This is a genomic window from Nonomuraea polychroma (assembly GCF_004011505.1).
In the GTDB taxonomy this organism is placed as follows: domain Bacteria; phylum Actinomycetota; class Actinomycetes; order Streptosporangiales; family Streptosporangiaceae; genus Nonomuraea; species Nonomuraea polychroma.
The window spans coordinates 801,865-825,868 of sequence record NZ_SAUN01000001.1; the positions used below are offsets into that span (position 1 = coordinate 801,865).

The 24,004-nt window shown below is 70.0% G+C and carries 24 protein-coding genes and 1 pseudogene; 12 read left to right on the forward strand and 13 right to left on the reverse strand.

Translation table 11 applies throughout. The features are described from left to right. Positions 1-20: 20 nt before the first annotated feature. Positions 21-1,406, reverse strand: a complete 1,386-nt coding sequence (locus EDD27_RS03570; protein ID WP_127931054.1) for an APC family permease — start codon at positions 1,404-1,406, stop codon at positions 21-23. A gap of 159 nt (positions 1,407-1,565) precedes the next feature. On the opposite strand from EDD27_RS03570, the gene EDD27_RS03575 reads away from it, so the two are divergent. Then, entirely contained in the window at positions 1,566-1,916 is a 351-nt protein-coding gene (locus EDD27_RS03575; RefSeq protein ID WP_127931055.1) for a GPP34 family phosphoprotein, read from the forward strand. 177 nt (positions 1,917-2,093) lie between these two features. Here EDD27_RS03575 and EDD27_RS03580 read toward each other — a convergent pair whose 3' ends face one another. The 4 genes from EDD27_RS03580 to EDD27_RS03590 are packed head-to-tail and all read right to left on the reverse strand — an operon-like array spanning position 2,094 to position 4,630. Continuing rightward, entirely contained in the window at positions 2,094-2,834 is a 741-nt protein-coding gene (locus tag EDD27_RS03580; protein WP_127931056.1) for a TetR/AcrR family transcriptional regulator, read from the reverse strand. After that, complete coding sequence (locus tag EDD27_RS53895) at positions 2,762-3,031, reverse strand: cupredoxin domain-containing protein (protein WP_164903463.1); 270 nt, start codon at positions 3,029-3,031, stop codon at positions 2,762-2,764. The genes EDD27_RS03580 and EDD27_RS53895 overlap by 73 nt, the downstream gene beginning before the upstream one ends. 10 nt (positions 3,032-3,041) lie before the next feature. Continuing rightward, on the reverse strand, positions 3,042-4,079 hold the full coding sequence (locus EDD27_RS03585; protein WP_127931057.1) for a LacI family DNA-binding transcriptional regulator: 1,038 nt from the start codon (positions 4,077-4,079) through the stop codon (positions 3,042-3,044). Beyond that, complete coding sequence (locus EDD27_RS03590; RefSeq protein ID WP_127931058.1) at positions 4,076-4,630, reverse strand: hypothetical protein; 555 nt, start codon at positions 4,628-4,630, stop codon at positions 4,076-4,078. The genes EDD27_RS03585 and EDD27_RS03590 overlap by 4 nt, the downstream gene beginning before the upstream one ends. Positions 4,631-4,776: 146 nt before the next feature. Between EDD27_RS03590 and EDD27_RS58530 the strand changes: the two genes are divergently transcribed. From EDD27_RS58530 to EDD27_RS57615, 4 genes and pseudogenes are all read left to right on the forward strand, one after another. Beyond that, positions 4,777-5,061, forward strand: coding sequence for a P-loop NTPase family protein (locus EDD27_RS58530; protein ID WP_206641218.1), 285 nt, complete (start codon positions 4,777-4,779; stop codon positions 5,059-5,061). Then, a complete protein-coding gene (locus EDD27_RS03600) occupies positions 4,998-6,074 on the forward strand; it encodes an alpha/beta hydrolase family protein (RefSeq protein ID WP_127931059.1) in 1,077 nt (358 codons plus the stop codon). Before EDD27_RS58530 ends, EDD27_RS03600 begins: the two co-directional genes overlap by 64 nt. A 138-nt stretch (positions 6,075-6,212) precedes the next feature. Continuing rightward, a pseudogene (locus EDD27_RS58535) lies at positions 6,213-6,443 on the forward strand (M24 family metallopeptidase); the annotation flags it as partial. Between the two features lie 85 nt (positions 6,444-6,528). After that, positions 6,529-6,786 carry a M24 family metallopeptidase gene (locus EDD27_RS57615; protein ID WP_206641219.1) on the forward strand — a complete coding sequence of 86 codons (258 nt, stop codon included), beginning with the start codon at positions 6,529-6,531 and terminating at the stop codon, positions 6,784-6,786. Between the two features lie 14 nt (positions 6,787-6,800). Here the strand turns inward: EDD27_RS57615 and EDD27_RS03610 are convergent, their stop codons facing one another. From EDD27_RS03610 to EDD27_RS03630, 5 genes are all read right to left on the reverse strand, one after another. Beyond that, complete coding sequence (locus EDD27_RS03610) at positions 6,801-8,003, reverse strand: cytochrome P450 (protein WP_127931060.1); 1,203 nt, start codon at positions 8,001-8,003, stop codon at positions 6,801-6,803. A gap of 34 nt (positions 8,004-8,037) precedes the next feature. After that, a complete protein-coding gene (locus EDD27_RS03615; RefSeq protein WP_127931061.1) occupies positions 8,038-8,499 on the reverse strand; it encodes a GbsR/MarR family transcriptional regulator in 462 nt (153 codons plus the stop codon). Positions 8,500-8,564: 65 nt separating this feature from the next. Further along, positions 8,565-10,121, reverse strand: a complete 1,557-nt coding sequence (locus EDD27_RS03620; protein WP_127931062.1) for a hypothetical protein — start codon at positions 10,119-10,121, stop codon at positions 8,565-8,567. Between the two features lie 26 nt (positions 10,122-10,147). Beyond that, positions 10,148-11,776 carry a hypothetical protein gene (locus tag EDD27_RS03625; RefSeq protein ID WP_127931063.1) on the reverse strand — a complete coding sequence of 543 codons (1,629 nt, stop codon included), beginning with the start codon at positions 11,774-11,776 and terminating at the stop codon, positions 10,148-10,150. 5 nt (positions 11,777-11,781) lie between these two features. Then, positions 11,782-14,151, reverse strand: a complete 2,370-nt coding sequence (locus EDD27_RS03630) for a glycoside hydrolase family 2 protein (RefSeq protein WP_127931064.1) — start codon at positions 14,149-14,151, stop codon at positions 11,782-11,784. Positions 14,152-14,351: 200 nt separating this feature from the next. Here EDD27_RS03630 and EDD27_RS03635 point away from each other — a divergent pair, with 200 nt between their 5' ends. Genes EDD27_RS03635 through EDD27_RS03650 form a run of 4 tightly spaced genes read left to right on the forward strand, consistent with a single transcriptional unit; the run spans position 14,352 to position 18,562 of the window. Then, a complete protein-coding gene (locus EDD27_RS03635) occupies positions 14,352-15,716 on the forward strand; it encodes an ABC transporter substrate-binding protein (RefSeq protein WP_164903464.1) in 1,365 nt (454 codons plus the stop codon). Then, the gene (locus EDD27_RS03640; protein ID WP_241563845.1) at positions 15,713-16,642 is read left to right on the forward strand and encodes a carbohydrate ABC transporter permease; all 930 of its coding nucleotides are present in this window, start codon (positions 15,713-15,715) and stop codon (positions 16,640-16,642) included. The genes EDD27_RS03635 and EDD27_RS03640 overlap by 4 nt, the downstream gene beginning before the upstream one ends. Continuing rightward, on the forward strand, positions 16,639-17,508 hold the full coding sequence (locus EDD27_RS03645; RefSeq protein ID WP_206641220.1) for a carbohydrate ABC transporter permease: 870 nt from the start codon (positions 16,639-16,641) through the stop codon (positions 17,506-17,508). Before EDD27_RS03640 ends, EDD27_RS03645 begins: the two co-directional genes overlap by 4 nt. Before the next feature lie 40 nt (positions 17,509-17,548). Beyond that, a complete protein-coding gene (locus EDD27_RS03650; RefSeq protein WP_127931067.1) occupies positions 17,549-18,562 on the forward strand; it encodes a LacI family DNA-binding transcriptional regulator in 1,014 nt (337 codons plus the stop codon). A gap of 28 nt (positions 18,563-18,590) precedes the next feature. On the opposite strand, the gene EDD27_RS03655 is transcribed toward EDD27_RS03650, so the two are convergent. The 3 genes from EDD27_RS03655 to EDD27_RS03665 are packed head-to-tail and all read right to left on the reverse strand — an operon-like array spanning position 18,591 to position 21,340. Further along, positions 18,591-19,367 (reverse strand): SDR family NAD(P)-dependent oxidoreductase, encoded by a 777-nt coding sequence (locus EDD27_RS03655; RefSeq protein ID WP_206641221.1) that lies wholly within the window; start codon positions 19,365-19,367, stop codon positions 18,591-18,593. Positions 19,368-19,372: 5 nt separating this feature from the next. After that, positions 19,373-20,242 carry a dihydrodipicolinate synthase family protein gene (locus tag EDD27_RS03660; protein WP_127931069.1) on the reverse strand — a complete coding sequence of 290 codons (870 nt, stop codon included), beginning with the start codon at positions 20,240-20,242 and terminating at the stop codon, positions 19,373-19,375. Beyond that, a complete protein-coding gene (locus tag EDD27_RS03665; protein ID WP_206641222.1) occupies positions 20,243-21,340 on the reverse strand; it encodes a mandelate racemase/muconate lactonizing enzyme family protein in 1,098 nt (365 codons plus the stop codon). Positions 21,341-21,453: 113 nt separating this feature from the next. Between EDD27_RS03665 and EDD27_RS03670 the strand changes: the two genes are divergently transcribed. The 3 genes from EDD27_RS03670 to EDD27_RS03680 are packed head-to-tail and all read left to right on the forward strand — an operon-like array spanning position 21,454 to position 23,986. Next, positions 21,454-22,245 carry an IclR family transcriptional regulator gene (locus tag EDD27_RS03670; RefSeq protein WP_127931071.1) on the forward strand — a complete coding sequence of 264 codons (792 nt, stop codon included), beginning with the start codon at positions 21,454-21,456 and terminating at the stop codon, positions 22,243-22,245. Further along, complete coding sequence (locus EDD27_RS03675; RefSeq protein ID WP_127931072.1) at positions 22,242-23,096, forward strand: carbohydrate ABC transporter permease; 855 nt, start codon at positions 22,242-22,244, stop codon at positions 23,094-23,096. The genes EDD27_RS03670 and EDD27_RS03675 overlap by 4 nt, the downstream gene beginning before the upstream one ends. Beyond that, a complete protein-coding gene (locus tag EDD27_RS03680) occupies positions 23,093-23,986 on the forward strand; it encodes a carbohydrate ABC transporter permease (RefSeq protein WP_127931073.1) in 894 nt (297 codons plus the stop codon). The genes EDD27_RS03675 and EDD27_RS03680 overlap by 4 nt, the downstream gene beginning before the upstream one ends. Positions 23,987-24,004: the final 18 nt, after the last annotated feature.

The window sequence follows — 24,004 nt, forward strand, 5'->3', positions numbered from 1 at the left end:
GTGAATCCTTTGCTCGCTCGCTACAGGCGGGTCGATGTGGCGTTCATGCCGTGCAGCGTGGGACGGCGGCCGAGGGCGTACAGGGTGAGCAGCATCAGGATGCCGAGGCCGAGCCAGACGAGGCCGAGCACCTGCGCCATCACGTTGGCGTTGATCACGACGAACACGAGGATCGCCACTCCGATCAACGGCGAGAGCAGGTGCGACCACATGTTCTCCGAGCGCATCCGGACCTCGTAGTGGACGATCACGGACAGGTGCAGGACCACGAACGCGACCATGGCGCCCATGTTGATCAGGCTGGAGAGGAGTTCGACGCCGTCGGTGCGGGTGGACATCCAGATCCCGAGCCCGACGGACAACACGGAGATGAGGATGATGGCGTTGGACGGCACCGAGTGCCGGACCGACACCTTGGCCAGGAACGACGGCAGCTGCTTGTCGCGCGCCATCGCGTAGAGCAGGCGCGACACGGCGACCTGAGCGACCAGCGTGTTGGCCAGGCCCCAGGAGAGCGCGGTGGCGGTCGAGGTGACGTGCCTGAGCCACTCGCCGCCGGCGAGCGCCGCCGCGTCGTAGAAGGCGGTGTCGCTGCCTTCGCGCAGCAGCCCGGCGGGGTCGGGCACCAGCAGCGCGGCCACCCACACCTGCGCGATGAACAACACCCCGGCCAGCGCCAGCGCCACCCGCATGGCCCGGCCCACCTGGGCGGAGCCGCCGGTGGACTCCTCGACCAGCATGCTGATGCCGTCGAAGCCGAGGAACGACAGGACCGCGACCGAGACCGCGGCGAACATCACCGGCCAGGAGAACGTCTCAGGATTGAACAGCGGCGCGAGGCTGAAGCCCTGGCCCTTGCCCTGGAGCAGCGCCCAGACGCCGATCAGCAGGAACAACGCCAGCACGACGAGCTCGAGCGCGATCATGACGCGGGTGAGCTTGACCGTCATCCGGATGCCGCGCAGGTTGATCACCATGTTGACGACCACGAAGATGACCAGCCAGGCCCACACGGGCACCTGCGGCACGGTGGAGTTCATGGCGATGGACGCCACCAGGTAGAGCAGGCACGGGACGAGGATGTAGTCGAGCAGCACCATCCATCCGGTCATGAAACCGACCGGCGGCGCGATGCCGCGGCCCGCGTAGTTGTAGACCGACCCCGACAGCGGGAACGCCTTGACCATCTGCGCGTACGACGCCGCCGTGAACAGCAGCGCGATCATCCCGATGAGGTACGCCAGCGCCGGCATGCCTCCCGAGTGCTGGTAGACGAGGCCGAAAATCGCGAAAGGCGCGATCGGCACCATGAACACCAGGCCGTAGAAGACGAGGTCGGTCAGTCCGACCCCGCGTCGTAACTCCTGCTGGTAACCGAACTGCTCGATGCTCTCCTGTGTGCGCACGACAGCCTCTCCATGTCGTCATGCAGCCATAGGGCGGGGGGTGCTCGCCGGGGCGCGGGGGGATTCGACCGGGGAGATCCTTCCGTAGCCCGGGGTCACGCCGCAAGTTTCTGAGCCGGGCTCAGCCACGCGAATCCCATCGTGCGCCAGGCTTGGGCCATGGACCTGCTCCTGGCGGAAGAACTTCTCCTGCTCGCCTACAGGTCCAACGGCTCGCCACTCGTGGAGCTGGAAAGCCTCGACTACCTGCTCAGCGCGGCCGTGCTTGCCGAACTGGCCGTCCGGGGACGCCTCGCGCTCCGGGACGGCCGCCTCGAGGCGACCGGCTCCGAGCCGGTGGGCGATGCCGAACTGGACCGGACGCTCGGCCGACTGACGGCGGTCGAGCAGGCGCCCGAGTTCGGCGACTACTGGACCTCGATCTACACGCCCGACCGGCGGGCCCGGCTGCTGGAGCGGCTCGCCGAGCGGGGCGCGATCACCCACGAGAAGCGCAGCGTGCTCAGCTGATCAGATATGAGGCGTTTCCCGGCACGGACCGCAAGCGGGCGGCGGAGATCGCGGCCCTGGACCCCATCGGAACCACGGTCGCCGCGGCCTTCAAGGCGGCCATCGCCGAGGGCATCGCCGGGGCATCGCCGAGGGCATCGCCAAACTCGCCCGCGGCGAAGCGGCCACCTGAGCGGCTCAGCCGGAGGCGGTGGTGCGGAGGCGGGCTTCCAGGCCGTCGAGGATGCGCTGGAGGCCGTAGTCGAAGTTGTCCTCATTCTGCACGGACGGCTTGGCGTCGCGCTGCTCGGCGTACAGGGCGCGGAGCCGGGGGAAGTCCTGGACGGCCTGCTCGGCTGCCGGCCACAGCTGCTCGGTCCACTCCTCCGCGCTCTGCCCGCTGCGCACGACCATGGAGATCCACGCGGCCTCGCTGGTGGCGACGCCCATCACGTACGCGATCACGGCGTTCATGGCCCGATCGGCCTCCCGCAGCGCGAAGCCGGCGCCCTCGAACACGGAGAGCAGGTGCTCGGAGCGGCGCAGCACGTTGGGCCCCAGGTAGGACAGCCCGGCCTCGCCGAGTTTGGCGGCCACCCACGGGTGGCGCAGGATCGCCGCCCGCAACCCGTGCGCGACGTCGGCCACCGCGGCGCGCCACGCAACGGGATCGCCCGGCGCGGGCAGCGTGAGCTCGCCGAAGACCTCGTCCACGGCCAGCTCGAACAGCTCGTCCTTGTTGGTCACGTGCCGGTAGAGCGAGGTGGCGCCGGCGCCCAGCCTGCTGCCGAGGCGGCGCATGCTCAGGGCGTCCATGCCCTCCTCGTCGAGGAGCCGCACGGCCTCGGCCACGATGTGCTCTCTGCTCAGGACCGGCTGCTCCCGCTCCTTGCGCGGGCGCGCCCATACCGACGGGAGCGGCTGCTTGTCTGCTGCCATGAGAACCACGCTAGCGTGTCGCGTACGATGTGCGCAATCGGGCACATCGTGCGCATCAGCCGGCGCAGCGCGTCGTCGGGGGTGCCGCCGATGCCGTCCAGCCAGTCGTCGAGCAGCGCGCCGTTCATGCGCGGGTCGATCCTGATGCCGTGCCAGTGGATGGTGGTGTCCGCCGGCAGCGCGTTGCGGTGAGCCACGCGGGGCCGGTCAGGCGCGGCGCGGTGGCGCGGCGGTGGAGCCGCGGACGACGAGGGTCGCGGGCAGCAGCAGGGAACGGGCCGGGCGGCCGGGCTCGTCGATGCAGTCCAGGAGCATGCGGGCGGCCTCGGCCCCCAGCTCGTGGCGGGGCACGGCGACCGTCGTCAGCGGCGGGCGGAGCTTGTCGAGGAACGGCATGTCGTTGAAGCCGATGACGCTGATGTCGCCGGGGCAGGACAGGCCGCGTTCGGCGAAGACGTCGTAGCAGCCGAGCGCGATGAGGTCGTTGCCGGCCACGACCGCGGTGAAGTCGGTGGTGCGCGACAGGAGAGCGCGCAGGGCGGCGGCGCCGTCGTCCTCGCTCCAGCGGGCGCACTCGACCACGAGGTCGTCGGCCAGGCCGTGGTCACGTACGGCGTGCCGGAACGCCTGCGACCTGACCAGGCCGGTGGAGGTGCCGAGCGGCCCCGACAGATGGGCGATCCTGGTGTGGCCGAGGCCGGCCAGGTGGCGTACGGCGGCGGCGATCCCGGTGGCGTCGTCCCCGGTGACGGCCGGAATGGGCAGGTCGCGCACCTGCCGGTTGATCAGGACCATGGTGACGCCCTGCTCGTGGAGTTGCCTGAGGAGCGGGTGGTCGAGGCGGGCGGTGGCGACGATGAGGCCCTCGACCCGGCGGGAGCGCAGCGACTCGATCTTGGCGCGCTCCCGCTCCTCGTCGTTGTCGGTGTTGACGATCCACACGTTGTAGCCGTCGGACTCCAGCACGCTCTCCACGCCGCGCACGATCGGCGGGAAGAGCGGGTTGGTGAGGTCGGGGATGACCAGCCCCACGGTGCTGGACCGGGAGGTCTTGAGGCTGCGGGCCACCGAGTTGGGCTGGTAGCCGAGCGCCTGGGCCGCGCGCATGACCCGGCGGGCGGTCTCGGCGCTGATCTGCTGGCGGGTCTTCGGGTTGAGCGCGCGTGAGGCCGTGGCCGTGTGCACGCCGGCGGCCTCGGCGACGTCTCTGAGGGTGGGTGCCGATGACGGGTTCGGGTTGCTCATCGGCCGCTATCTTCTCCTAGGTCGAGGAGCCCCTGGGTGAGCAGGTCCCCGTCCGGGGCCGAGCCGTAGCGGCGCCGGAGCACGACGATCGTGGAGAGGGACGCAAGGTCCGCGCGCCCGTCGGCGACGAGCCCGTCGTCCGGGTCCTTCAAGCACTGAAGGCAGCGTGCCGGAGCTCGCGCGGTGGCGGGCGACGTCCGGAGGGCGGCGGCGGCCTCCTCGATGACGACGTCGTCCGCCGCGCCGCCGAGTATCGCCCGCGTAGTCTCACGCAGGGCGGTGGCGAGCCTGCGTACGGCGGGGTTCGCGCCCAGGGCGCACAACACCGTGCCCAGGTACGGCGGGTTCGCGGGCACGTGGCGGTAGGCGATGACGTTGTCGAGGCTGGTCAGCGCCGCGTCGATCTCGCCGTCGAGCAGGGCGGCGAACTGGGCGGGGGAGGAGGCGACGGCGACCTCCCGCACGTCGGGAGCGAGCAGGCCGAGGCGGCGAGCGGTACGCAGCAACACGGACGGGCTGAAGGCGCCCACCACCAGCGGTCGTGTCGTCATGGTCGCTCCCAGCCCCGCACTCGTTTGCACAACCCCGCTGAACCTCTTGACAGTTACTGCAGTGAAACGCATGCTCCAAGCCAGCGCAATCGTTTGCGGGGAACGAGCATGCGCGCGGCGGAGAAGCTCATCGAAGGAGGGCGCTCATGACCGCACAACCCCCAGAAGACCCGCACGCCGAGGTCATCCGCCGGCTCAACGAGGCCGGCACCACCGTTCTGCTCGTCGAGCAGAACGTGCGGCTCGGGCTCGCGCTGGCCACCCACGGCGTGGTGATGGAAGGCGGCCGGGTCCGCCTGGCCGGCACGGCCGCCGCCGTCCGCGACAACCCCGAGATCGCGTCGCTCTACCTGGGAGGTGAGACACGGTGGACGAGCGAGTCGCCGCCGCCATCGCGCACTGGGCGCCCCGGTTCACCGCCAACGGCGTGACCGTCTCCGACTTCGAGCGCATCACGCGCGGCCTCGACGCCTGGGATGGCTGGTGCGCCGCCTGGTCGTCGGTGGCCGCCGAGCACGAGACCCTCGGCAGGCAGGCGCTGGCCACCGGCCGCCTGCTGTCGGCCGGGCAACACCTGGCGCAGGCCGCGCTCTATTTCCACTTCGCCAAGTTCGTGTTCGTGGCCGACCTCGACCAGATGCGGCGGGCCCATCGGCGGGCCGTGACCTGCCTCGACGACGCCCTGCCGCACCTGTCGCCACCCGGGCGGCGCATCGAGATCGACTTCGAGGCCGGCCGGCTCGTCGGCGTGCTGCGCGTCCCGCCGGGGCCGGGGCCGCATCCGGCGGTGCTCATGCTCTCCGGGCTGGACTCGGCCAAGGAGGAGCACCGCGTGGTCGAGCAGCTGTTCCTGGAGCGGGGGCTGGCCACGTTCGCCGTGGACGGCCCCGGGCAGGGCGAGGCCGAGTACGACCTGCCGATCAGGGCCGACTGGTCGCTGCCCGGCAAGGCGCTGCTCGACGCGCTGTGCGCCCAGCCGCGCATCGACCCCGCCAGGATCGGGGTGTGGGGCGTCAGCCTCGGTGGCTACTACGCGCCCCGGGTGACCGCCGCGGCCGGCGACCGGATCAAGGCGTGTGTGGCGCTCGCCGGGCCGTACGACTTCGGCGACTGCTGGTCCGGGCTGCCCCAGCTCACCCGGGACACCTTCCGCGTCAGGTCGGGCGCCCGCACCGAGGAGGAGGCCAGGCGCATCGCGTACACCCTCACCCTGGAAGGCACGGCGCACACGATCATCGCGCCTCTGCTCGTCGTGTTCGGGCGCAAGGACCGGCTCATCCCCTGGCGGCAGGCCGAGCGGCTGGCCGCCGCGACGGGCGGCGACAGCGAGCTGCTCGTGCTGGAGGACGGCAACCACGGCTGCGCCGACCTCGCGCCCTGGCACCGTCCCTACACCGCCGACTGGCTGGCACAGCGGCTCTGCGCGAAAGGCACGTCGGAATGACACGGAAACGAGTGGGCTGGATCGGCGCCGGCCGCATGGGAGCGCCCATGGCCGAGCGGCTGGCGAGGGCCGGGGTGGACCTGGCAACGGCAGGGGCTGCGGGCGGTGGACGCGCAGCAGCTCATGCGACTCTACGAGATGGGCTCCGACCAGGTGGAAGCGATCAACGCGGTGAGCGGCGAACGCTGCAACCCGCACTCCCACAACTTCTCCGACCGGCTGATCCGCCCCGGCGACCAGGCGTTCTTCGACATCATCCACTCCTTCAACGGCTACCGCACGTGCTACTACCGAACGTTCGGGGTCGGCAGCGCGACCGCCGCGCAGCGGGAGGCGTACGTGCGGGCGCGGGAGTGGATGGACGCGTCGATCGCCATGATCAAGCCGGGGGTGGACACCGATCAGGTGGCGGCGGTGTGGCCGGAGGCGACCCTTCTTCGGGTTCGAGGACGAGATGGCGGCTTTCGGGCTGCAGTTCGGGCACGGGCTGGGGCTGGGGCTGCACGAGCGGCCGATCATCTCGCGGCTCAACAGCATGCGGGAGCCGGTCGAGTTGCGGGCCGGGATGGTGTTCGCGCTGGAGACGTACTGTCCGGCGAGCGACGGGTTCTCGGCGGCCAGGATCGAGGAGGAGGTCGTGGTCACGCAGGACGGCTGCCGGGTGCTGACACTCTTCCCGGCACAGGACCTGGTCGTCGCCAACCCCTACTGAGACCGGGGCCGTGGTCAGAGCAGCAGCGGAAGGCGGCGCACTCCCGTCATCGTCGGGGTGGGGATGAAGTCCACGGGGTCGTCGGGGTCGGTGCGCAGGGCAGGGAATCGGTCGAGCAGGATGTCCAGCGCGACCCGCCCCTCCAGACGGGCCAAGGGGGCGCCCAGGCAGAAATGGATGCCGCGGCCGAAGCCGAGATGCGGGTTGGGGTCGCGGCCCGGGTCGAAGACGTCCGGGTCGGGGAACTGGCGGGCATCCCTGTTGGCGGTCGCCAGCCAGCACATGACCAGGCAGTCGGCCGGTATCGTCACACCGCCGAGCTCGGCTTCGCGCATGGTGGCGCGGACGAGGCCGGCGAACGGGGTGAGATAGCGGAGCGACTCCTCGATGACGGCCGGGATCGTCGTGCGGTCGGCGCGTACCCTTTCCTGCTGCTCGGGGAAGGCGTCCAGGCACAGCACGGTGTTGCCGAGCAGCATCGTCGTGGTGATGTGCCCGGCCAGCAGCAGGACCATCGCGAAGTTGACGACCTGATCGTCAGGCAGGCGCTCGCCGTCGACCTCGGCCTCGACCAGCTTGGTGAGCAGGTCGGCGCGCGGCTGCCGCCGGCGTTCCGCGGCGTGGTCGGCGAGGTAGGCGAACATGTCCCGCCACGCCGCCATCACGGTCTGCACGTCCACGCCCCGTTCTTCGGGGGTCTCCTTGAGCGAGAGCTTGGCGTCACGCTGGAACAGCGCGTCGGCCCAGTACTTGAACAGGGCGCGATCGCCGGTGGGCACGCCCAGCAGCTCCGCGATGACGATGACCGGAAGCGGGTAGGCCAGGTCGGTCACGAGCTCGAACCGGTCGCGCTCGCGGGCCGCGTCGAGCAGCTCGCGGGTGAGAGCGGCGATCCTCGGCTCGAGATCCGCGATGACCTTGCGGGTGAAGGCGCTGCTGACCAGCTTGCGCAGTTTGCCATGCTCCGGCGGGTCGATCTGGGTGATGAAGCCCGCCAAGGAGATCTCCTCGTCGTCGGGCAGCTGGCCCTTGGGCATGACGCGCATGGTGTCGGAGGAGAAGGTCGCGGGGTCGCCGAGGACCTCCTGCAGCTCCGGGTAGCCGTAGACGCTCCACAGACCGGTGTCGGCGTCGTACTCGACAGGCCGGCCGGTTCGCGGTCCGTGCAGCCAGAAGTGTTGCTTGGGAACGTTGTACCGCTCGACGATGGTGGCCATCGCCTCTCCCTCTCCTTGTGGGTTTGGTGGCCGGTCAATCCGATTTATCCCGATATTTCTCCCAGCGCTGGAGCATCTCGTCCGCGTCCTGCACGGTGAAGGCGAAGAACTTCCGGGTCTCCTCCAGCCGTCCCCGCTGCTCGGGACGGTCTCCTTCGATGGCCGACAGTCCGAAGTCGAGGACGTCCAGTGTCTGCCGCACGGCGGCCAGTTGGACCTGCATGACGTGCGTCCATCCGCCGCTGACCACTCGGTAGCGGTGCTCCCGTTTCGGAGTGGGCGCGCGCTCGATCATCCCGGTCAGCTCCAGCTGCCGGGCGACCGTGCTCATCGCCGTCTTGCTCACGCCCAGCTCCACCGCCAGATCGGTGAGGGACTGATCAGGCGGGTCGCAGATGAGCAGCCACGCATACAGCCGGCCCATCGTCCGCGTCCCGCCGAGACGCTCCATGATCAGTCCCATCCGGTCGACGAACTCGCTCTCCCGAGGATCCATCGGCGTAAACCTCATGACGTTCGTCAAGTACGTACTTTACGAACGGTACGTCGGCCCTCCGCCTTTTACAAGCCGTCGGAGCCGCGCAGGTGGACCGTTTCGAGGTCCCTGTTGGTCAGGCGCATGATGTCGGTCATCTCGTGGTACGGCTGGTCCTGCTGGTTCAGCAGGCCCATGTTGAACGACTCGGTGGCGCCCGGCTTCGCTGTCACCGCCTGGTCGTAGTGGACGAACCAGGCGTACCCCACGAACACCGGGCTCTTGGCCTGCGCCTCGACGAACGCCCGGAACAGCTCGCCGCGGTTCGCGATGCCGGTCGCGGTGATCCCCGCGTTGTGCGAGGTGAGGCCCCTGCTCGGATAGCAGAAGGAGAACTCGATGTTGACGATCGGCTTGTCGTGGACCTCGTACTGCCGCAGGTAGTCGGCGCTCCTGGAGTACCAGTCGAAGGAGATCGCGTCGAGGTGCTCGATCCCGCCGACGTTCCACTCGGGGCTGGTCCGCCACGTCGGCACCAGGGACGAGCCGAGGAACAGATGGTGCGGGTCCTGCCGCCTGATCGCGGCGCGTACCTTCTTGAAGTACGTCTTCGACGCCAGGGTGATGAACGCCCGCACGTCCTGTGCGGGCACCCTGGCGATGTCGATCGCGATGTCGGTGAGCTCGCGGAACGAGCCGGCGTCGGTCCCCAGGAGGTCGTTGACCCGAGTGAGGTCCGCGTACGTCTCCTCCAGGTAGGCGATGAAAGCCCGCTTCGCCGGCAGGCCCGAATCCTGCCGCACCACCTCGGCCACGACGTCACGGTTCCACCCGCGCTCGTTCTCGAAGAAGTACCCGATCAACCATGGATCGTCGCGGAAGCGCCGCAGGCCGAAGTCGTCGAAGGCGCGATCGAGCTTGGCGGAGAAGTCGGGGTCGAACGGGTCGATGCCCCATCTCACCCTGATGACGTCGACGGGGGTGGGGGCCCTTTCGATGTACGGCATGAGCACGGCCGGATCCCGATGCCACTTGCCCTGCGCGTTGAACCCCCAATCGATCATCCGGCGCCTGCTGATGTCGCGCCACCTGTCCCGGTAGTCGTCGCCGTACTTCCGCATCAGGTTGGCCTTGAGGAAGCTCACCGTGTGCAACCCCTGCTCGACGACGGCGTACGCGGCGGCGAACCGGCCGGGGTCGGGCAGTTCCTGGAAGAGCTCCCTGGGGCTGCCGTCGGCGTTCTTGTACAGGGTGCCGTAGCCCCACTCGTCAGGCGAGAAGGCGTCCACTGCCTTGAGGAAGAACAGGTGACCGTCGGGCGTGACGAACCACCAGCGTCCGTTCACCTTCTCCAGCCGGAAATATCCAGTGGCGGCACGACGGCCCAGCCTCTTCAGGCCGCCGTACCGGTCGTAGGTGATGGTGTCGAAGGTGATCCCGGACAGTCTCGCCAGTTCCTCGGCGTACTCGCGCTTCAACTGCTCGTCCGAGGTGACCTTGCCCGGCCAGTCCTCGTAGAGGTACTGGCCGTACCGGTCGACCAGCACCGTGCCGGCGGCGGCCGACTGCCGTCCGGCGAGGACGCCGGCCATCGCCAGGGCTGGTACGCCGAGCACCAGGTTGCGTCGCGAAATCGGGTACATGGACGTGAACTCCTTTGCCGCGGGTGTTACCGGTCGAAGGGTGTCGGGTCGATCGGGGTGGACACGGTCAGGCCGTCCCAGCTCCAGCGGATGGTGGCGGCCGCCTCGCGTGAGGCGGTCAGGGCAGCGGTGTGGGGTTGCCGTCCCGCCTGGATCAGCTCCAGGGCGAAGGCGGCGTGCAGCCTGGCCTGGTGGAAGTCGACGGGCACGGAGGGACCCGAGTACAGCACGACTTCCGCGCCCGCCGCCCCGTCCCCTTCCCTGGCCCGCCACGTGCTCGCGATGCCGACGAACTCCGCGGGCACGGTGTGCACGACGGCCTGGCGCTCTCCGGCCATCAGCGCGAACACGCCGTCGCGCGGCTCGCGCACCGTGGCTCCACGGCCTTGTAATGAGACGCGCAGCCGCAGGTCGCTGACGTGGAAGACGCTGCCGGGCGGGCGGTCGAGCTCGGGGTGGACGTCGCCGGAGTCGTAGCTGAGCCACCAGGCGGAAAGCACGCGCGGGCCGTCCTGATGCTGGCGGCACCAGGCGGCGCTCAGGTCGTGGCCGTTGAGCAGCATCCGGGCACGCAGGACAACTGCGGGATCCTCGGGCGTCCGCCAGTATCCGAGCAGCGGACGGCGCTGAACCCATGCGCATTCCTCGTCGGCGGAGCCCAGGCAGGCGTCCTCGGCGAGCCATGAGGTGCCGGTGGTGGTCGCGGTGAAGCGGGTGCGGAGCTGGACCGGCGCCTCCGTGAGGGCGCTGAACCGCTCGGCGATCTCCTGCGGGCAGGGCAGGGGCGGTACGAGGAGCGGGGCACCCGTCCCTTTCTCCCTGACCTGGATCGGTGCCCCGGTCTGCGCGGTGAGATAGGCCGCGAGGTCCGGCTGGAGCCAGTCGTGGTACGCGCGGCTCATCGGCCCGGCGAGCTGGCCGGTGCCCGGATGGAAGCGCTCGGCCAGAGCTGCCCACGTGCGCCGCCTCAGCTCCTCGGCGGCGGCGCGGAAGCCGTCGTCGGCCACGATCAGCGCGGCCCGCTCCAGCTCTTCCAGGACGACCCGCCCGTAGGCGGGGGAGTTGTACTCGGTGAACCCTCCGTTCCGGTCGTGGAGGGCGAGCACGGCGCGCAGGCGTCGCCGGCCGAAGTCGAGCAGGAAGGGCAGGTCGAGGATCTCGGCCGCCGCGGCGGTGGTCACCGCACCCATCACCGCGATGTTGGTGTAGCCGGGGTCGGCGTTCCGCCGGAAGATCGCCAGCGCGGCGTGGCGCAGAGCGGCGCGCACCCGTTCGCGCACGCCGCGGTCGAGCAGCGTGTCGTGGACGGCAAGGACCTGCGCCAGCCGTACCCCGATGAAGTCCGCCCAGTTCCAGTCGGCCGGTGCCATCTGCCCGGGTGGCTCCTCCAGGAACCATCCCCAGATCCCGTAGTGCTCGGAAAGGGGATCGGTCACCTGCAGGCCGGCCAGCGCGTCCAGCACTTCGGCCGCACGGTCGGCCCTGCCGAGTCGCAGCAGCGCGATGGCGTAGTCGGCGGCCTCCTTGGTCTGGTGGACGCGGGTCCCTCTGCGGAGGCGCGTGTGGTATTCGTTCCCCGTGAAAAGGGACCAGGGCATGTGGACGTCCGCTTCGTAGCGGGCGTCCAGCTCTGCCACGTACGCGTCGAGTCCCATTCGTCCTACCTCAGGTCGTTGACGCAGCGCAGCACGGGAGCCGAGGTGAGCGCGGCAGGGTCGAGATCCCGGGATCCGCGCACGTGGAAGACGGCCCGCTCCCCGGGCAGCAATGTGATCAGCATGTCGTCCACGGTCGCGTCCTGATCGAGCCGGTCGGGAAAGAGCGCCAGGTCACGCAGGACCGTCCGGGCGGTGACCGTGACGAGGTGGCCGTCCGTCACCGGACGCACCTCCGCCTCGAACTCGGCCCGAGGGAACGCGATCGCCGTGTCCTCGGCGAAAAAGTGCACGACCCGGACCTCCCCGAGGACGGCCACCAGCACCTCGGCCTCCGGCTCGGCCGGGACGGGCAGCGGGACCCGCGTCACGCCGCGAGGCCGCACCCTGACCGGGAAGAACTCCTTGGCCAGCGGCTCGCCGGAGAGACTGTGGCGGACCAGTTCCAGCTCGCCCGACCAGGGGTGGGGGCTGTCGTTGATCATGACGACGTCGCCGTCCTGGACGGTCAGCAGGCGGTCGGCGTACGCACGGCGCAGGGCGTACCACGCGGGCTTGCGGCGGCCCTCGCCGTCGACGACGGACCAGGAGGTGACCGGCCAGCAGTCGTTGAGCTGCCAGACGATCACGCCCATGCAGTACGGCATGAGCGCACGGAATCGCTCGATCCCGAAGGTCACCGCGCGGGCCTGGTTGAGCTGGGTGAGGTAGTGCCAGTCGTCGAAGGAGCGCGGCCGAGGCAGGTGATCTCCCAGACCGCGCAGCAGCTTGGCGTCGCCGTCCGCCGCCTTCTGGTGGGAGACCGGCGGATCCTGGGAGCTGCCGCGGCGCAGGGTCGCGTGGGTCGGCGGGCCCTGGAAGCCGAACTCGGCCACGAAACGGGGCCGCCAGGTGGCGTAGTGGAGGTAGTCCCGCTCGTTCCACACATCCCAGATGTGCACGGTCCCGTGCTCGGGCGCGTTGGGATGGCGGCCCAGGTCCCCGGAGTACGGCGTGCCGGGCCAGTACGGTCTGGCCGGGTCGAGCTCGGAGACGATGCCTGGCAGCACGTCCAGGTAGTAGGCCGCCCCCCAGGTGCGGCCCTCGAGCCGCTCCTCCCAGCCCCAGTCGGCGTAGCCCAGGAAGTTCTCGTTGTTGCCGATCCACAACGCCAGGCTCGGGTGCGGCGCCAGGCGCACCACCTGCTCGCATGCCTCGGCCGCCACCTCGGAGTAGAGCGGCTCCTCCTCCGGGTAGGCGGCGCAGGCGAACGGGAAATCCTGGAAGACCAGGAGGCCGAGCTCGTCGGCCAAGTCGTAGAAGTCGTCGCTCTCGTAGAGGCCGCCGCCCCACACCCGCAACAGGTTCACGTTGGCCTCGCATGCCTGGGCGAACCGCTCGGCCAGCTGATCGCGGGTCGTCCTCGTGGGGAAGCAGTCGTCGGGTATCCAGTTGGCGCCACGTACGAAGACCGGCTCGTCGTTGACGACGAGGGTGAAGGCCGATCCCGCCGCGTCGGGTGAGGTGTCCAGCCGGATCGAGCGGAAGCCCACCTGGCGCGTCCAGGTCTCCCCGGTCTGCTCCAGCGTCACGGTGAGCGGATGCCTGGCCTGTGCGCCGTGGCCGCGCGGCCACCACAGGCCGGGTTCCCGTACCCGTAGTTCCAGCACGGCTTCGTGCTCGCCCGCCGCCAGCGACGCGGCCGCGACCGTACCGGCCACCGCGGCGGTCACCGTGAGGGGGACGTCTGCGGCCCGCTCCACCGCCACGTGGACCCGGACCACACCGTCGCGCCCGTCAAGGGTGATCTCGGGGCGGACCTCGGCGAGCCTCGCGATCCTCCACGTGTGCAGGCCGACGGGCCGCCAGATGCCGGCGGTGACGAGGGCGGGGCCCCAATCCCAGCCGAAGTTGCAGGCCATCTTGCGGATGAACTGGTAGGGCGCGGGATAGGGCCCGGGGCGGTCGCCGGCCGCGGCGCGCTGCCGCTCGGCGTGCGCATAGGGGGAGTCGAAGTCGACGGCCAGTGTGTTGCCGCCCGTGCGCAGCAGATCGCGGACGGGAAAGCGGTAGGTCCTGTGCATGTTGGCGGTGGCGCCGAGCTCGACGCCGTTGAGCGACACGGTGGCGACCGTGTCCAGCCCTTCGAACACCAGGTCGGCCTGGACGTCGCCGGGCCCGCCGAAGGCGAACTCGGTCTCATACCGCCAGCTCGTGCGGCCGATCCAGGCCAGCCGGTCCTCGTTGTCGTCCAGATACGGATCGTCGATGAGACCGGCGGCAAGCAGGTCAGTGTGCACGCAGCCGGGAACGGTGGCGGGCACGCGCTCGACAGGCGACCCGGCCGCGACGGCAGTCACGGTCCAGCCGTGGTCCAGCGGGCGGTACACGCTCACATGATCTCCTCAGGTCGAAGGACGTAACTTAAGCGCATAAGCAATCGGACCATATGATCGGCACACGATTGCGTCAACCCCCCAGTTCACCTGGGCATCTTCGTTTTATGAGGCGCTTCATATACCTATTGACAGCCAGCCCCTCGTTAATGCACAGTGACGGCCATGTAAAGAAGGCCCACCCCCTGAACGGAGCTCTCATGCGAGAACGACTGCCGGGCCTGTTCGCCGCCGTGCTCGCCGTCGCCGCGGTCGCCGGCTGCTCATCCGGCTCCTCATCCGAGCCCGCCGCCGGCAAGACGCTGATCACCGTCGCGGACCTGCCGCCCACGACCCAGCAGAACGTGCGCCAGCAGTTCCTCGACCAGGTGGCGGCGTTCGAGAAGGACAACCCGGGCATCGACATCGAGCCGCGCGAGTCCAAATGGGAGGCCAAGATCTTCGCCGCCCGCCTGGCCGGCGGGCAGCTCGAGACGGTCTTCCAGGTCCCGCTCACGGAGCCGGTGGGCATGGTGAAGCGGCGTCAGGTCGCCGACATCACCGGCGAGGTCGAGAAGCTGCCACACGCGACCGAGTTCGACAAGCGGGCGCTTGCGCCGGCCACCGACCAGGCCGGACGCATCTACGGCCTGCCCACCAGCGAGTTCGCCCTCGGCCTTGTCTACAACAGGGAGCTGTTCGGCAAGGCCGGCCTGGACGTCGACAAGCCGCCGGAGACGTGGGAGGAAGTGCGCGCCGCGGCCAGTGCGATCACCAAGAAGACCGGGGTGCCCGGCTTCGCCGTACCGGCCACCAACAACACCGGAGGCTGGATCTTCACCGCGATGACCTACACCTTCGGCGGCCGTCTCCAGCAGGAAGCCGGTGGCAAGGCCGTGGCCACCTTCGACACCGAGCCGGCCCGCGGCGTGCTCGGCCTGCTCAAGGCGATGCGCTGGGAGGACGACTCCATGGGCACCCAGCACCTGCGCAACGCCGCCGACCTCGCCAAGGACTTCGCCGCCGGCAAGGTCGCCATGATGATCGCCACGCCGAGCTCGTACACCGAGTTCGCCACCCAGTTCGGCGGCACGCCCGAGGTGTTCGGCATGGCCGCCCTGCCGTCCGGAGGCACACCCGCCACCCTGCTCGGTGGGAAGGTGGCCGTGGTCAGCCCCAAGGCCACAGCCGCCGAGCGCGCCGCGGCGGTGAAGTGGATCGACTTCTACCACCTCAAGCCGAAGTACGATCCGCAGTTCGCGGCGAGCGTGGCCGCGGCCAAGGCCGCCGACCAGGTGCCCATCGGCTTCCCCTACGTCTCCCTGTACGGCGAGACCGTGGCGAAGCCGGTCATCGAGGCCGAGCGCAAGCACGCCAACGTGCCGGTCGCCAACTTCAGGCCCTACGAGACCGGCGTGGCCGCGCAGGAGTTCGTCACCGAGCCGGCCGTCGCGGGCCAGGACACCTACGCAGCGCTGGACACCGCGGTGCAGGCAATCCTGACGCGGCGGGACGCCGACCCGGCCGGCGAGCTGCGCAAGGCGGAGGAGAAGGCCGCCGCCGCGCTCGACAGGGCCCAGCGGTGACGACCCTGCAAACAGCGAGGACGCGGGACCGGGCCGCCCCGAGGGCGACCGGTCCCGCGCGCCGTCGTCCCTTCCGGCCGGCGGGCTGGTTGTTCATGCTGCCCATGGTCGCCGTGTTCTTCCTCTTCGCCTGGTGGCCGATCCTGCGCAGCGTGCTGCTCGGCTTCCAGCACACCAACCTGGTCGATCCGCCGGAATGGGCAGGCCTGGACAACTTCGCGGCACTGCTGGCCGACCCGCTGCTGTGGATCACGGTGCGCAACACGGTCTGGTTCGTGCTGCTGGCGCTGCTCTTCGGCTTCCCGGTGCCGATCGTCCTGGCCGTGGTGATGTCCGAACTGCGCAGGCTGGGCGGCCTGTTCCGGGTGCTGGTGTACCTGCCGGTCGCGGTGCCGCCCGTGGTGGCGGTGCTGATGTGGAAGTGGTTCTACGACCCTGATCACGGCCTGTTCAACCAGGCACTCGGCACGCTCGGGCTGGGGCCGTACCCCTGGCTGCAGGACACCGCGACCGCCATGCCGAGCCTGGTGCTCGAAGCCACGTGGGCCGCCGCGGGCTCCACGGTGCTGATCTACCTGGCGGCGCTGTCCTCCGTGCCGGGCGAGCTGTACGAGGCGGCGGAGATCGACGGCGCCTCCATCTGGCGGCGGATCTGGCACGTCACGCTGCCGCACCTGCGCGGCGTGTTGCTGATCATGTTGCTGCTGCAGATCATCGGCACGTTCCGGATCTTCACCGAGCCGTTCGTGCTGACCGACGGCGGCCCGGAGGACTCCACCGTGACGATCCTGCTGCTGATCTACCGGTACGCGTTCGTCTACGGCGACTACGGCACCGCGGCGGTGCTCGGCGTGCTCCTGGCGGTCGCCCTCGGCGTCATCTCCGCCGTCTACCTGCGCCTGACGAGGAAATGGAGCAGCGCATGAGCGACGCCCGCGCCAGAGGCATCGTCTCGGACGTCGACCGGCGGCGGACGGGCGTGCGGTGGTCCCTGCGGCTGACCCAGGGAGTCCTGCTGCTGGCCACGCTGGCGGTCGGCCTGGGTCCGATCCTGTGGACGGCCAAGGGCGCCCTGTCGCCGACCCAGGACCTGCTCCGCGAGCCCTTGCGGCTGTGGCCCTCCTCGCTGCAGCCGGAGAACCTCACGGCGGCGTGGACGGAGCTGCGGGTCGGCCACTACCTGTTCAACACCGTCGTGCTGGTCGGCGGATCGTGGCTGGTGCAGTTGGTCGTGGCCGCCACCGGCGCGTTCGCGCTCTCGGTGCTCAGGCCCCGCTTCGGCCGCCTGGTCTACGGCGCGGTGCTGGCCACGCTGTTCGTTCCTGGGACGGTGTCCCTGGTCGCCCTCTACCTGACCGTTCTGGACCTGTCGCTGGTGGACACCCCATGGGCCGTGTGGCTGCCCGCGGGGGCGCACGCCTTCAACGTGCTGATCATGAAACAGTTCTTCGACGCGCTGCCCAGCGAGCTGTATCAGGCCGCCCAGGTCGACGGGGCGGGACCGATCCGGCTGTTCTGGCAGATCGTCATGCCGATGTCACGGCCCATCCTGGCCGTGGTGTCGCTGCTCGCCGTGATGGACGCATGGAAGGATTTCCTGTGGCCGATGGTCGCCATCTCCGACGCCGAGAGCCAGCCGCTGGCGGTCGCGTTGCCCCGCCTGGCCGAGACCGCCGAGCAGAACCAGGTGATCGCCGGCATGCTCGTCGCGATCGTACCGCCGCTTCTGCTGTTCCTGACCTTCCAGCGCCACATCGTGCGCGGCATCGGCTTCACCGGGCTCAAAGGGTGAGCGGCATGAGCGGGCTCGTACGGCCGGGTAGGGTTTGCCCGTGAAGCGGCCCACTATCGCGGACATCGCCCAACGGGCGGGGGTTTCCCAGGGCGCCGTGTCCTACGCGCTCAACGGGCGCCCCGGCGTGTCGGAGAGCACGCGGGCGCGGGTGCTGAAGGTCGCCAACGAGATGGGCTGGCGTCCCAGCGTCGCCGCCCGCGCGCTCACCGGCGCCCGCGCGGGCGTGGTCGGCCTCGTCCTGTCCCGGCCGCCGAGCGTTCTGGGCGCCGAGCCGTTCTTCATGGAGCTGTTCAGCGGGATCGAGACGGCGCTGAAGCCGCACGCGTGCGCGCTGATGCTGCAGATGGCCGACGATCAGGACGCCGAGATCGAGGTCTACCGCCGCTGGTGGGCGGAGGGCCGGATCGACGGCGCGATCCTGGTGGAGGTGCACGTCTCCGATCGGCGCCTGCCCGTGGTGGAGCAGATCGGCATGCCGGCCGTGGTGATCGGCGGGCAACCCGGCGTCGGCTCGTTGCCATCGGTGCACTCCGACGAGAGCGCCCCCGTCCATGAGACCGTCGAATACCTCGCCGCGCTGGGCCACCGCAGGATCGGCCGCGTCGCGGGGCTGCCGCATCTGGTGCACACCACCGTGCGAGACGAGGCGTTCACCGCCGCCTGCGCCCGGCTCGGCCTGCCCGAATGCGTCACCCACTACACCGACTACACCGGTGAGGAGGGCGGGCGCGCCACCCGTCGCCTGCTCAGCTCTCCCGACCGGCCGACCGCGATCGTCTTCGACAACGACATCATGGCCGTCGCCGGACTGTCCGTCGCTCAGGAGATGCGCCTGCGCGTGCCCGACGACCTGTCCCTCGTCGCGTGGGACGACTCGCCGCTGGCGCAGGTCGTCCGCCCGGCGCTCACCGCGGTGCGACGCGACGTCCCCGCGCTGGGGTCGGCCGCCGCTCGCCATCTGCTCTCCCTCATCCACGGTGACCCCGTGCCCGACGTCGAGACCGAACCGGCCAGGCTCACGGCCCGGGGCAGCACCGGCCCGCTCGCCTGAGATCCCGGCACCTGCGAAGCGGCGGACTTCACAGAAACCTTGCTCTTAGGTCGGGCCGCAGGAAGGCGGCGGGGGAGGCGATGGACAGGCCGCCGTCCACCGGGAGGGTCGCTCCGGTGATGAAGGAGGCCGCAGGTGAGGCCAGGAACGCCACCGCGGCCGCCACCTCCTCCGGCGTTCCGGTGCGGCACAGCGGGTAACCCTCGGCCGCCCCGTCCAGGTCCGCACCGCCGATGAGCCCCGGTGAGACGATGTTGGCCCTGATCCCTCCCGGCCCGTACTCCACGGCGATCTGCCTGATCAGCGCATCGAGCCCACCCTTCGCCGCGGAGTAGGCCGGAAGCCCGGGTGCGTGCAGGAACGAGTTCACCGATCCCACCGCGACGATCGCGCCGCCGTCCGTCATGTACGGCACAGCCGCACGGCACAGGTGAAACGCCGCGTCCAGCGTTGAACCGATCGCCTTGCGCCACTGCTCGTCGGACGTCGCCGCCACGGAGGCCACCGGCATCGCCGCCGTCGCCGCCACCAGCACGTCCAGCCTGCCCAGCACCTCCATGGCGGCAGTGACCAGCGTGTTCACCTGCCCGGGGTCCGAGCAGTCGGCCGTCTGGAAGCCGGTGAAGGCGGGGTCGTCACAGGGCTGGAGCCCGACGCCGAAGACATGATCGCCCTCGTCCGCGAAGGCCCGTGCGATGGCCAGGCCGATGGGCGAGTTGCCCCCGGCGAGCAGCACCCCGCGGCCTCGCCCCGGCCGTGAGCGTTCCGGAGCCCGCGTGTCCGGCCGGTCGTCGGCATGGGGCATGCCGCTCACCATCCCAGCACGCGCTGGATGCGGTCGAGCGCGTCGCGGCTGTCCGCATCCAGGGCCTGGGCGGGGAGGCGGACGGTGGCGGAGTCGATGAGGCCGCGGCGGACCAGCACCTCCTTGTGCACCGCCCAGGCGATGCCCGGCTGCATGCCGAAGCGGATCAGCGGGAGCAGCCGGGTGAAGGACACCGCGGCGTCGTCGGAGCGCCAGTCGTGCAGGATGGGGGCGAGAAGATCGGTGAACTCGCAGGCCGGCATGGTGCCGATCGCGCCGCGCGCGTATTCCTCCATGCAGAACAGCGCGTTCTGGCCGCCGAACACCGCGAAGGACGAGGCGACCTTTGCCACCACCGCACCCACTTTGGGGGCTGTCGGCGGGGCTTCCACCTTGACCGAGGTGACCCCGTCCAGCTTGCTCAGCTCCACGATCAGCGACTCGGGCATGCTCACGCCGGTGGCGCCGGGAGCGTCCTGCACCATGATGTCCACCTGGCACCGGGCGGCGATCTCCCCGTAGAAGTCGATCAGCTGTCCGCCGGACGGCTTGACCAGGTAGGGCGGCAGCACCATCAAGGCGTCGGCCCCGCCGTCCACTGCGGCCAGGGACTGTTCCAGCGCCGTGGCCGTGCTGGTGGAGCCGACACCGGCCACCACGGGAGCGTCCTGCACCACCTCGCGCACCTCGCGGAGGATGCGCGCCCGCTCCGTAGCGGTCAGGGCGAAGCCCTCGCTGGCCATGCCGAACACGGCGACGCCGTCGGCGCCCGACGCGAGCTGCCATTCGGCCAGCCGCCGCAGGCTCGGCACATCCAGCTCACCCTCCTGGGTGAACGGCGTGGCCAAGATCGGGATAAGTCCAGACAAGGTCACTTATGACTCCTTCGCGAGAGCGGTAACGACGTCACGATCGACCTCCACGCCGAGACCCGGTCCGGCCGGCAACGGGAATCCCGTTGCATCACCTGCAAGCGGGTTTCGCAGAATCTTGGACGCCACCTCACAGGTGGTTGGCTGGTACTCGAAGCACGCCAGATTCGGCAGTGCCGCGCTGACCTGCAGACCCGCGGCCAGCGCCACTCCCAGTCCGGTGGAGTGGTGCGGCGCGACCGGCACATGGTGGGCGGCGGCCAGCTCCCCGATCGCCATGAGCTCGGTGATGCCGGTCCTGCCGACATCCGGCTGCGCCAGATGCAGCGCCCGGCGCCCCAGCCAGTCGGCGAACTCGTACCGATGGCGCAGCGTCTCGCCCACCGCGATGGGCAACGCGGCACGCGCGCACAGGTCGCGATGGCCTTCGACGTCCTCCGGCGCCAGCGGGGCTTCCAGGAACAGGACGCCCCGCTCGGCCAGGCCCCGCGCCAGCCGCACGGCCTCGGGCGGCGAATAGACCCAGTGCGCGTCGACCGCGACGCCGAGGCCGGTGGACAGCACCGCGTCCACCGTGGACAGGTCCTTGTCGACGCCGTAGCCGAGGTGCAGTTTCACCTTCGTCGCACCCTTCGCCGCCCACTCCTGCGCGAGCCGGACGCGCTCGGCGTCGCTCGGCCGCGGCAGGCCGCTCACATAGACGGGAATCACCTCACGGAACGCCCCGCCCAGCAACTGGGCCACGGACAGGCCGGTCAGCCTGCCGCACAGATCCCACAGCGCGATGTCCACCGCGGCCAGGGCGTCGGCCTGATGCCCCGTGAGGTGCCCGCGCTCGCGCATGAGCCCGGTCAGCCGATGCCACAGCGGCCGCACCCGCGTGGGATCCTCGCCGATCAGAACCGGCGCCAGCAGCCGCTCCACGACGGCGGCGGGGATCTCGGGTCCCACCGGGGCCAGCGCCTCGCCCCACCCCGTGGTGCCGTCGGCGCAGGTCACGGAGACCAGCAGGGTCTCGAAGCGGGCCGAATAGAGCGACTTCCACGGCGGCCGCACGAAGTAGCGGTCCTCGACGGCGGGGGTGCCCAGATACGCGTCCACATGGCGGATCTTTATCGGATGGCAACGCACCTCCGTGATGGACGGGGGTTGACGCCCTTGCAACATGTGCGTAACCATCCCACATATCGCAAAACAATTGCAATGGAGCTAGGTTGGCTTCCGAACAGAGCAGTAATCAGAGCGTTGAGCGGGCCGCCGCGGTCCTTCGCGCGTTCCTGTCCGGCCGGCCCGAGCTGCGGGTGTCGGACGTCGCCAAGGCGACCGGGCTCGGCACCTCCACCGCCTCACGGCTGCTGGCCACGCTGGAGTCGCTGGAGTTCGTCGAGCGCGACGAGGTGAGCGGGCTCTACCGGCTCGGCACGGCGCCCATCACCCTCGGCGGCGTCGCGCTGAACCAGCACCCGGTGCACCGTGAAGCGCGCCAGGTGGCGCAGGACCTGGCCGCGGCGCTCGGCCTGGGAGTGAACGTGGCGATACGCCGCGGCGACTCGATGTTCTATCTGCTGAACTTCGAGGGCCGGCTGGCGCCGCGGTCCTTCGTGCTGACCGGGCAGCGCAAGCCCCTGTACGCCACCGGCATCGGCAAGTGCCTGCTGCTGGCGTTGACCGCTGAGGAGCGCAGGACACTGCTGCCGTCGATGTACGGATTCACCTCCCACACCATCAGCACGCATCAGAAGCTGGACGAGGAACTGGCCGCGTGCGCGGCGCGGGGCTACGCCACCGAGGTGGAGGAGCTCGCCTTCGGGCGGGCCTGCGTGGCGGCGCCGATCAGGGACCAGACGGGAGGGATCGCCGCGGCCATCTCCATCTCCGGCCCGCTGTCCGCCATCGACCTGCCGGCTCGGGAGGCGGAACTGGCCCGGACGGTGATCGAGACGGCCGACTCGATCAGCATCGCGCTGGGATACGTGGGGCCGATGTACCTGGCGGGCGCGCGATGAGACGGTTGTCCGACGCCCAGTTCGCCTGGCTGCTCATGCTGCCCGGGCTGGCGCTGTTCGGCGCGATCATCGCGTATCCGCTGGTGTCGGCGCTGGTGACGGGGTTCTTCGAGCAGAGTCTGGTGCGGCCGGGACGGCTGTTCGTGGGCCTGGCGAACTTCGCCGACGTGCTGGGCGGGGACTTCTTGCCGGTGTTCAGGAACACCATGATCTTCACGGTGGGCGCCACCGTGGCCCCCTTCGTGCTGGGCTACGCGCTGGCCCTGGCGTTGAACGCGGGGATTCGCGGCAGCGGCGTCCTGCGCGGGCTCTTCCTCTTCCCCTGGGTCATCCCCGGTGTGGTGGTGTCGTTCCTCTGGCTCTGGATCTTCAATGCGAACTACGGGGTGCTGAACGGCATCCTCGGGACGCACTTCAGCTGGCTCGGGGATCCGGACACGGCCATGCTGGCCGTGATCGTCACCAAGACCTGGGCGAGCTTCCCCTGGATGATGGTCATGCTGCTGGCCGGGCTGCAGACCATGCCGAAGGAACTGCACGAGGCCGCCTCCGTGGACGGCGCCGGCACGATCCGCCGCTTCTGGTCGGTGACGGTGCCGCACATGAAGGGGATCGCCGGGATCGTGTTCCTGCTGGAGTTCATCTGGAACTTCCAGCACTTCGACACCATCTACGTGCTGACCGGCGGCGGACCGGCGGGCGCCACCAAGACCTTCGCGGTGGCCGTCTACGACACCGCCTTCAAGGGCTTCGACCTCGGCCACGCCACTGCCCTGGGCGGGCTCTGGATGCTCCTGCTCCTCATCCTCGTGGCCGTCTACCTGCGCCATGAGAAGGAGGACGTCCGATGACCGTCACCGCCACTCCCTCCCGCACGGCGGCCCTCGTCCGGCCCGTCCGGACTCGGCGGCGGCCTGACGTGGTCAGATCCAGGGTCGCGGCCTGGGTCGCCGTGGGAGTCATCGGGCTCTTCGGGCTGGCGCCGATCTACTGGCTGCTCGTCACGGCCTTCACCCCCGACGAGAAGGCGTTCAGCTTCCCGCCGTCCCTGATCCCGACCGAGATCACACTCGAGCACTTCGTGAACCTGGCGAAGAACGAGAAGCTGTTCGGCTACCTGGTCAACAGCGTCGTCGTCTCGCTGATCACAGCGGTTCTGAGCGTGATCGTCTCGGCCTACATGGCCTACGCGTTCTCCAAGTTCAGATACCGGGGACGCACCTCGCTGATGCATCTGGTGCTGGCCTCGCAGATGTTCCCGCAGGCGCTGCTGCTGATCACGCTCTACGCGTTGTTCAGCGCCACCGGCCTGCTGGGCGCCTACACCGCGTTGATCCTCAGCTTCACCACGTTCACGCTCCCGCTGTGCGTGTGGATGCTCAAGGGCATCTTCGACACCGTCCCCAGCTCCCTCATGGAGGCGGCGGCCATCGACGGCGCCTCGCGCTGGAGGACCCTGCACCAGGTCGCACTCCCCCTGTCCGCCCCCGGTCTCGTCGCCGCCGGCCTGTTCGCCTTCGTCCGGGCCTGGAACGACTTCATCTTCGCCCTCACCCTCGCCGACCCCGAGCGGCAGACCCTGCCACCCGGGCTGGTGCACACCTATCTCGGGGAGTTCCAAACCGCCTGGCCAGACCTGATGGCCGCGTCTTTCGTCGTCTCGCTCCCGGTCATCGCCGCGTTCATGTTCCTGCAGCGATACCTGGTCGGCGGGCTGACGGCCGGCGCCGTCAAGGGCTGACCCTCCTAAGAGGAGAAA

What these genes read in the sequence shown, in the direction of transcription:
- EDD27_RS03575 (WP_127931055.1), top strand. Translation starts at nt 1,566, where the DNA reads ATGGACCTGCTCCTGGCGGAAGAACTTCTCCTGCTCGCCTACAGGTCC.
- EDD27_RS03580 (WP_127931056.1), bottom strand. Translation starts at nt 2,834, where the DNA reads ATGGCAGCAGACAAGCAGCCGCTCCCGTCGGTATGGGCGCGCCCGCGC.
- EDD27_RS03585 (WP_127931057.1), bottom strand. Translation starts at nt 4,079, where the DNA reads ATGAGCAACCCGAACCCGTCATCGGCACCCACCCTCAGAGACGTCGCC.
- EDD27_RS03590 (WP_127931058.1), bottom strand. Translation starts at nt 4,630, where the DNA reads ATGACGACACGACCGCTGGTGGTGGGCGCCTTCAGCCCGTCCGTGTTG.
- EDD27_RS58530 (WP_206641218.1), top strand. Translation starts at nt 4,777, where the DNA reads ATGACCGCACAACCCCCAGAAGACCCGCACGCCGAGGTCATCCGCCGG.
- EDD27_RS57615 (WP_206641219.1), top strand. Translation starts at nt 6,529, where the DNA reads ATGGCGGCTTTCGGGCTGCAGTTCGGGCACGGGCTGGGGCTGGGGCTG.
- EDD27_RS03610 (WP_127931060.1), bottom strand. Translation starts at nt 8,003, where the DNA reads ATGGCCACCATCGTCGAGCGGTACAACGTTCCCAAGCAACACTTCTGG.
- EDD27_RS03615 (WP_127931061.1), bottom strand. Translation starts at nt 8,499, where the DNA reads ATGGATCCTCGGGAGAGCGAGTTCGTCGACCGGATGGGACTGATCATG.
- EDD27_RS03620 (WP_127931062.1), bottom strand. Translation starts at nt 10,121, where the DNA reads ATGTACCCGATTTCGCGACGCAACCTGGTGCTCGGCGTACCAGCCCTG.
- EDD27_RS03625 (WP_127931063.1), bottom strand. Translation starts at nt 11,776, where the DNA reads ATGGGACTCGACGCGTACGTGGCAGAGCTGGACGCCCGCTACGAAGCG.
- EDD27_RS03635 (WP_164903464.1), top strand. Translation starts at nt 14,352, where the DNA reads ATGCGAGAACGACTGCCGGGCCTGTTCGCCGCCGTGCTCGCCGTCGCC.
- EDD27_RS03645 (WP_206641220.1), top strand. Translation starts at nt 16,639, where the DNA reads ATGAGCGACGCCCGCGCCAGAGGCATCGTCTCGGACGTCGACCGGCGG.
- EDD27_RS03655 (WP_206641221.1), bottom strand. Translation starts at nt 19,367, where the DNA reads ATGCCCCATGCCGACGACCGGCCGGACACGCGGGCTCCGGAACGCTCA.
- EDD27_RS03675 (WP_127931072.1), top strand. Translation starts at nt 22,242, where the DNA reads ATGAGACGGTTGTCCGACGCCCAGTTCGCCTGGCTGCTCATGCTGCCC.
- EDD27_RS03680 (WP_127931073.1), top strand. Translation starts at nt 23,093, where the DNA reads ATGACCGTCACCGCCACTCCCTCCCGCACGGCGGCCCTCGTCCGGCCC.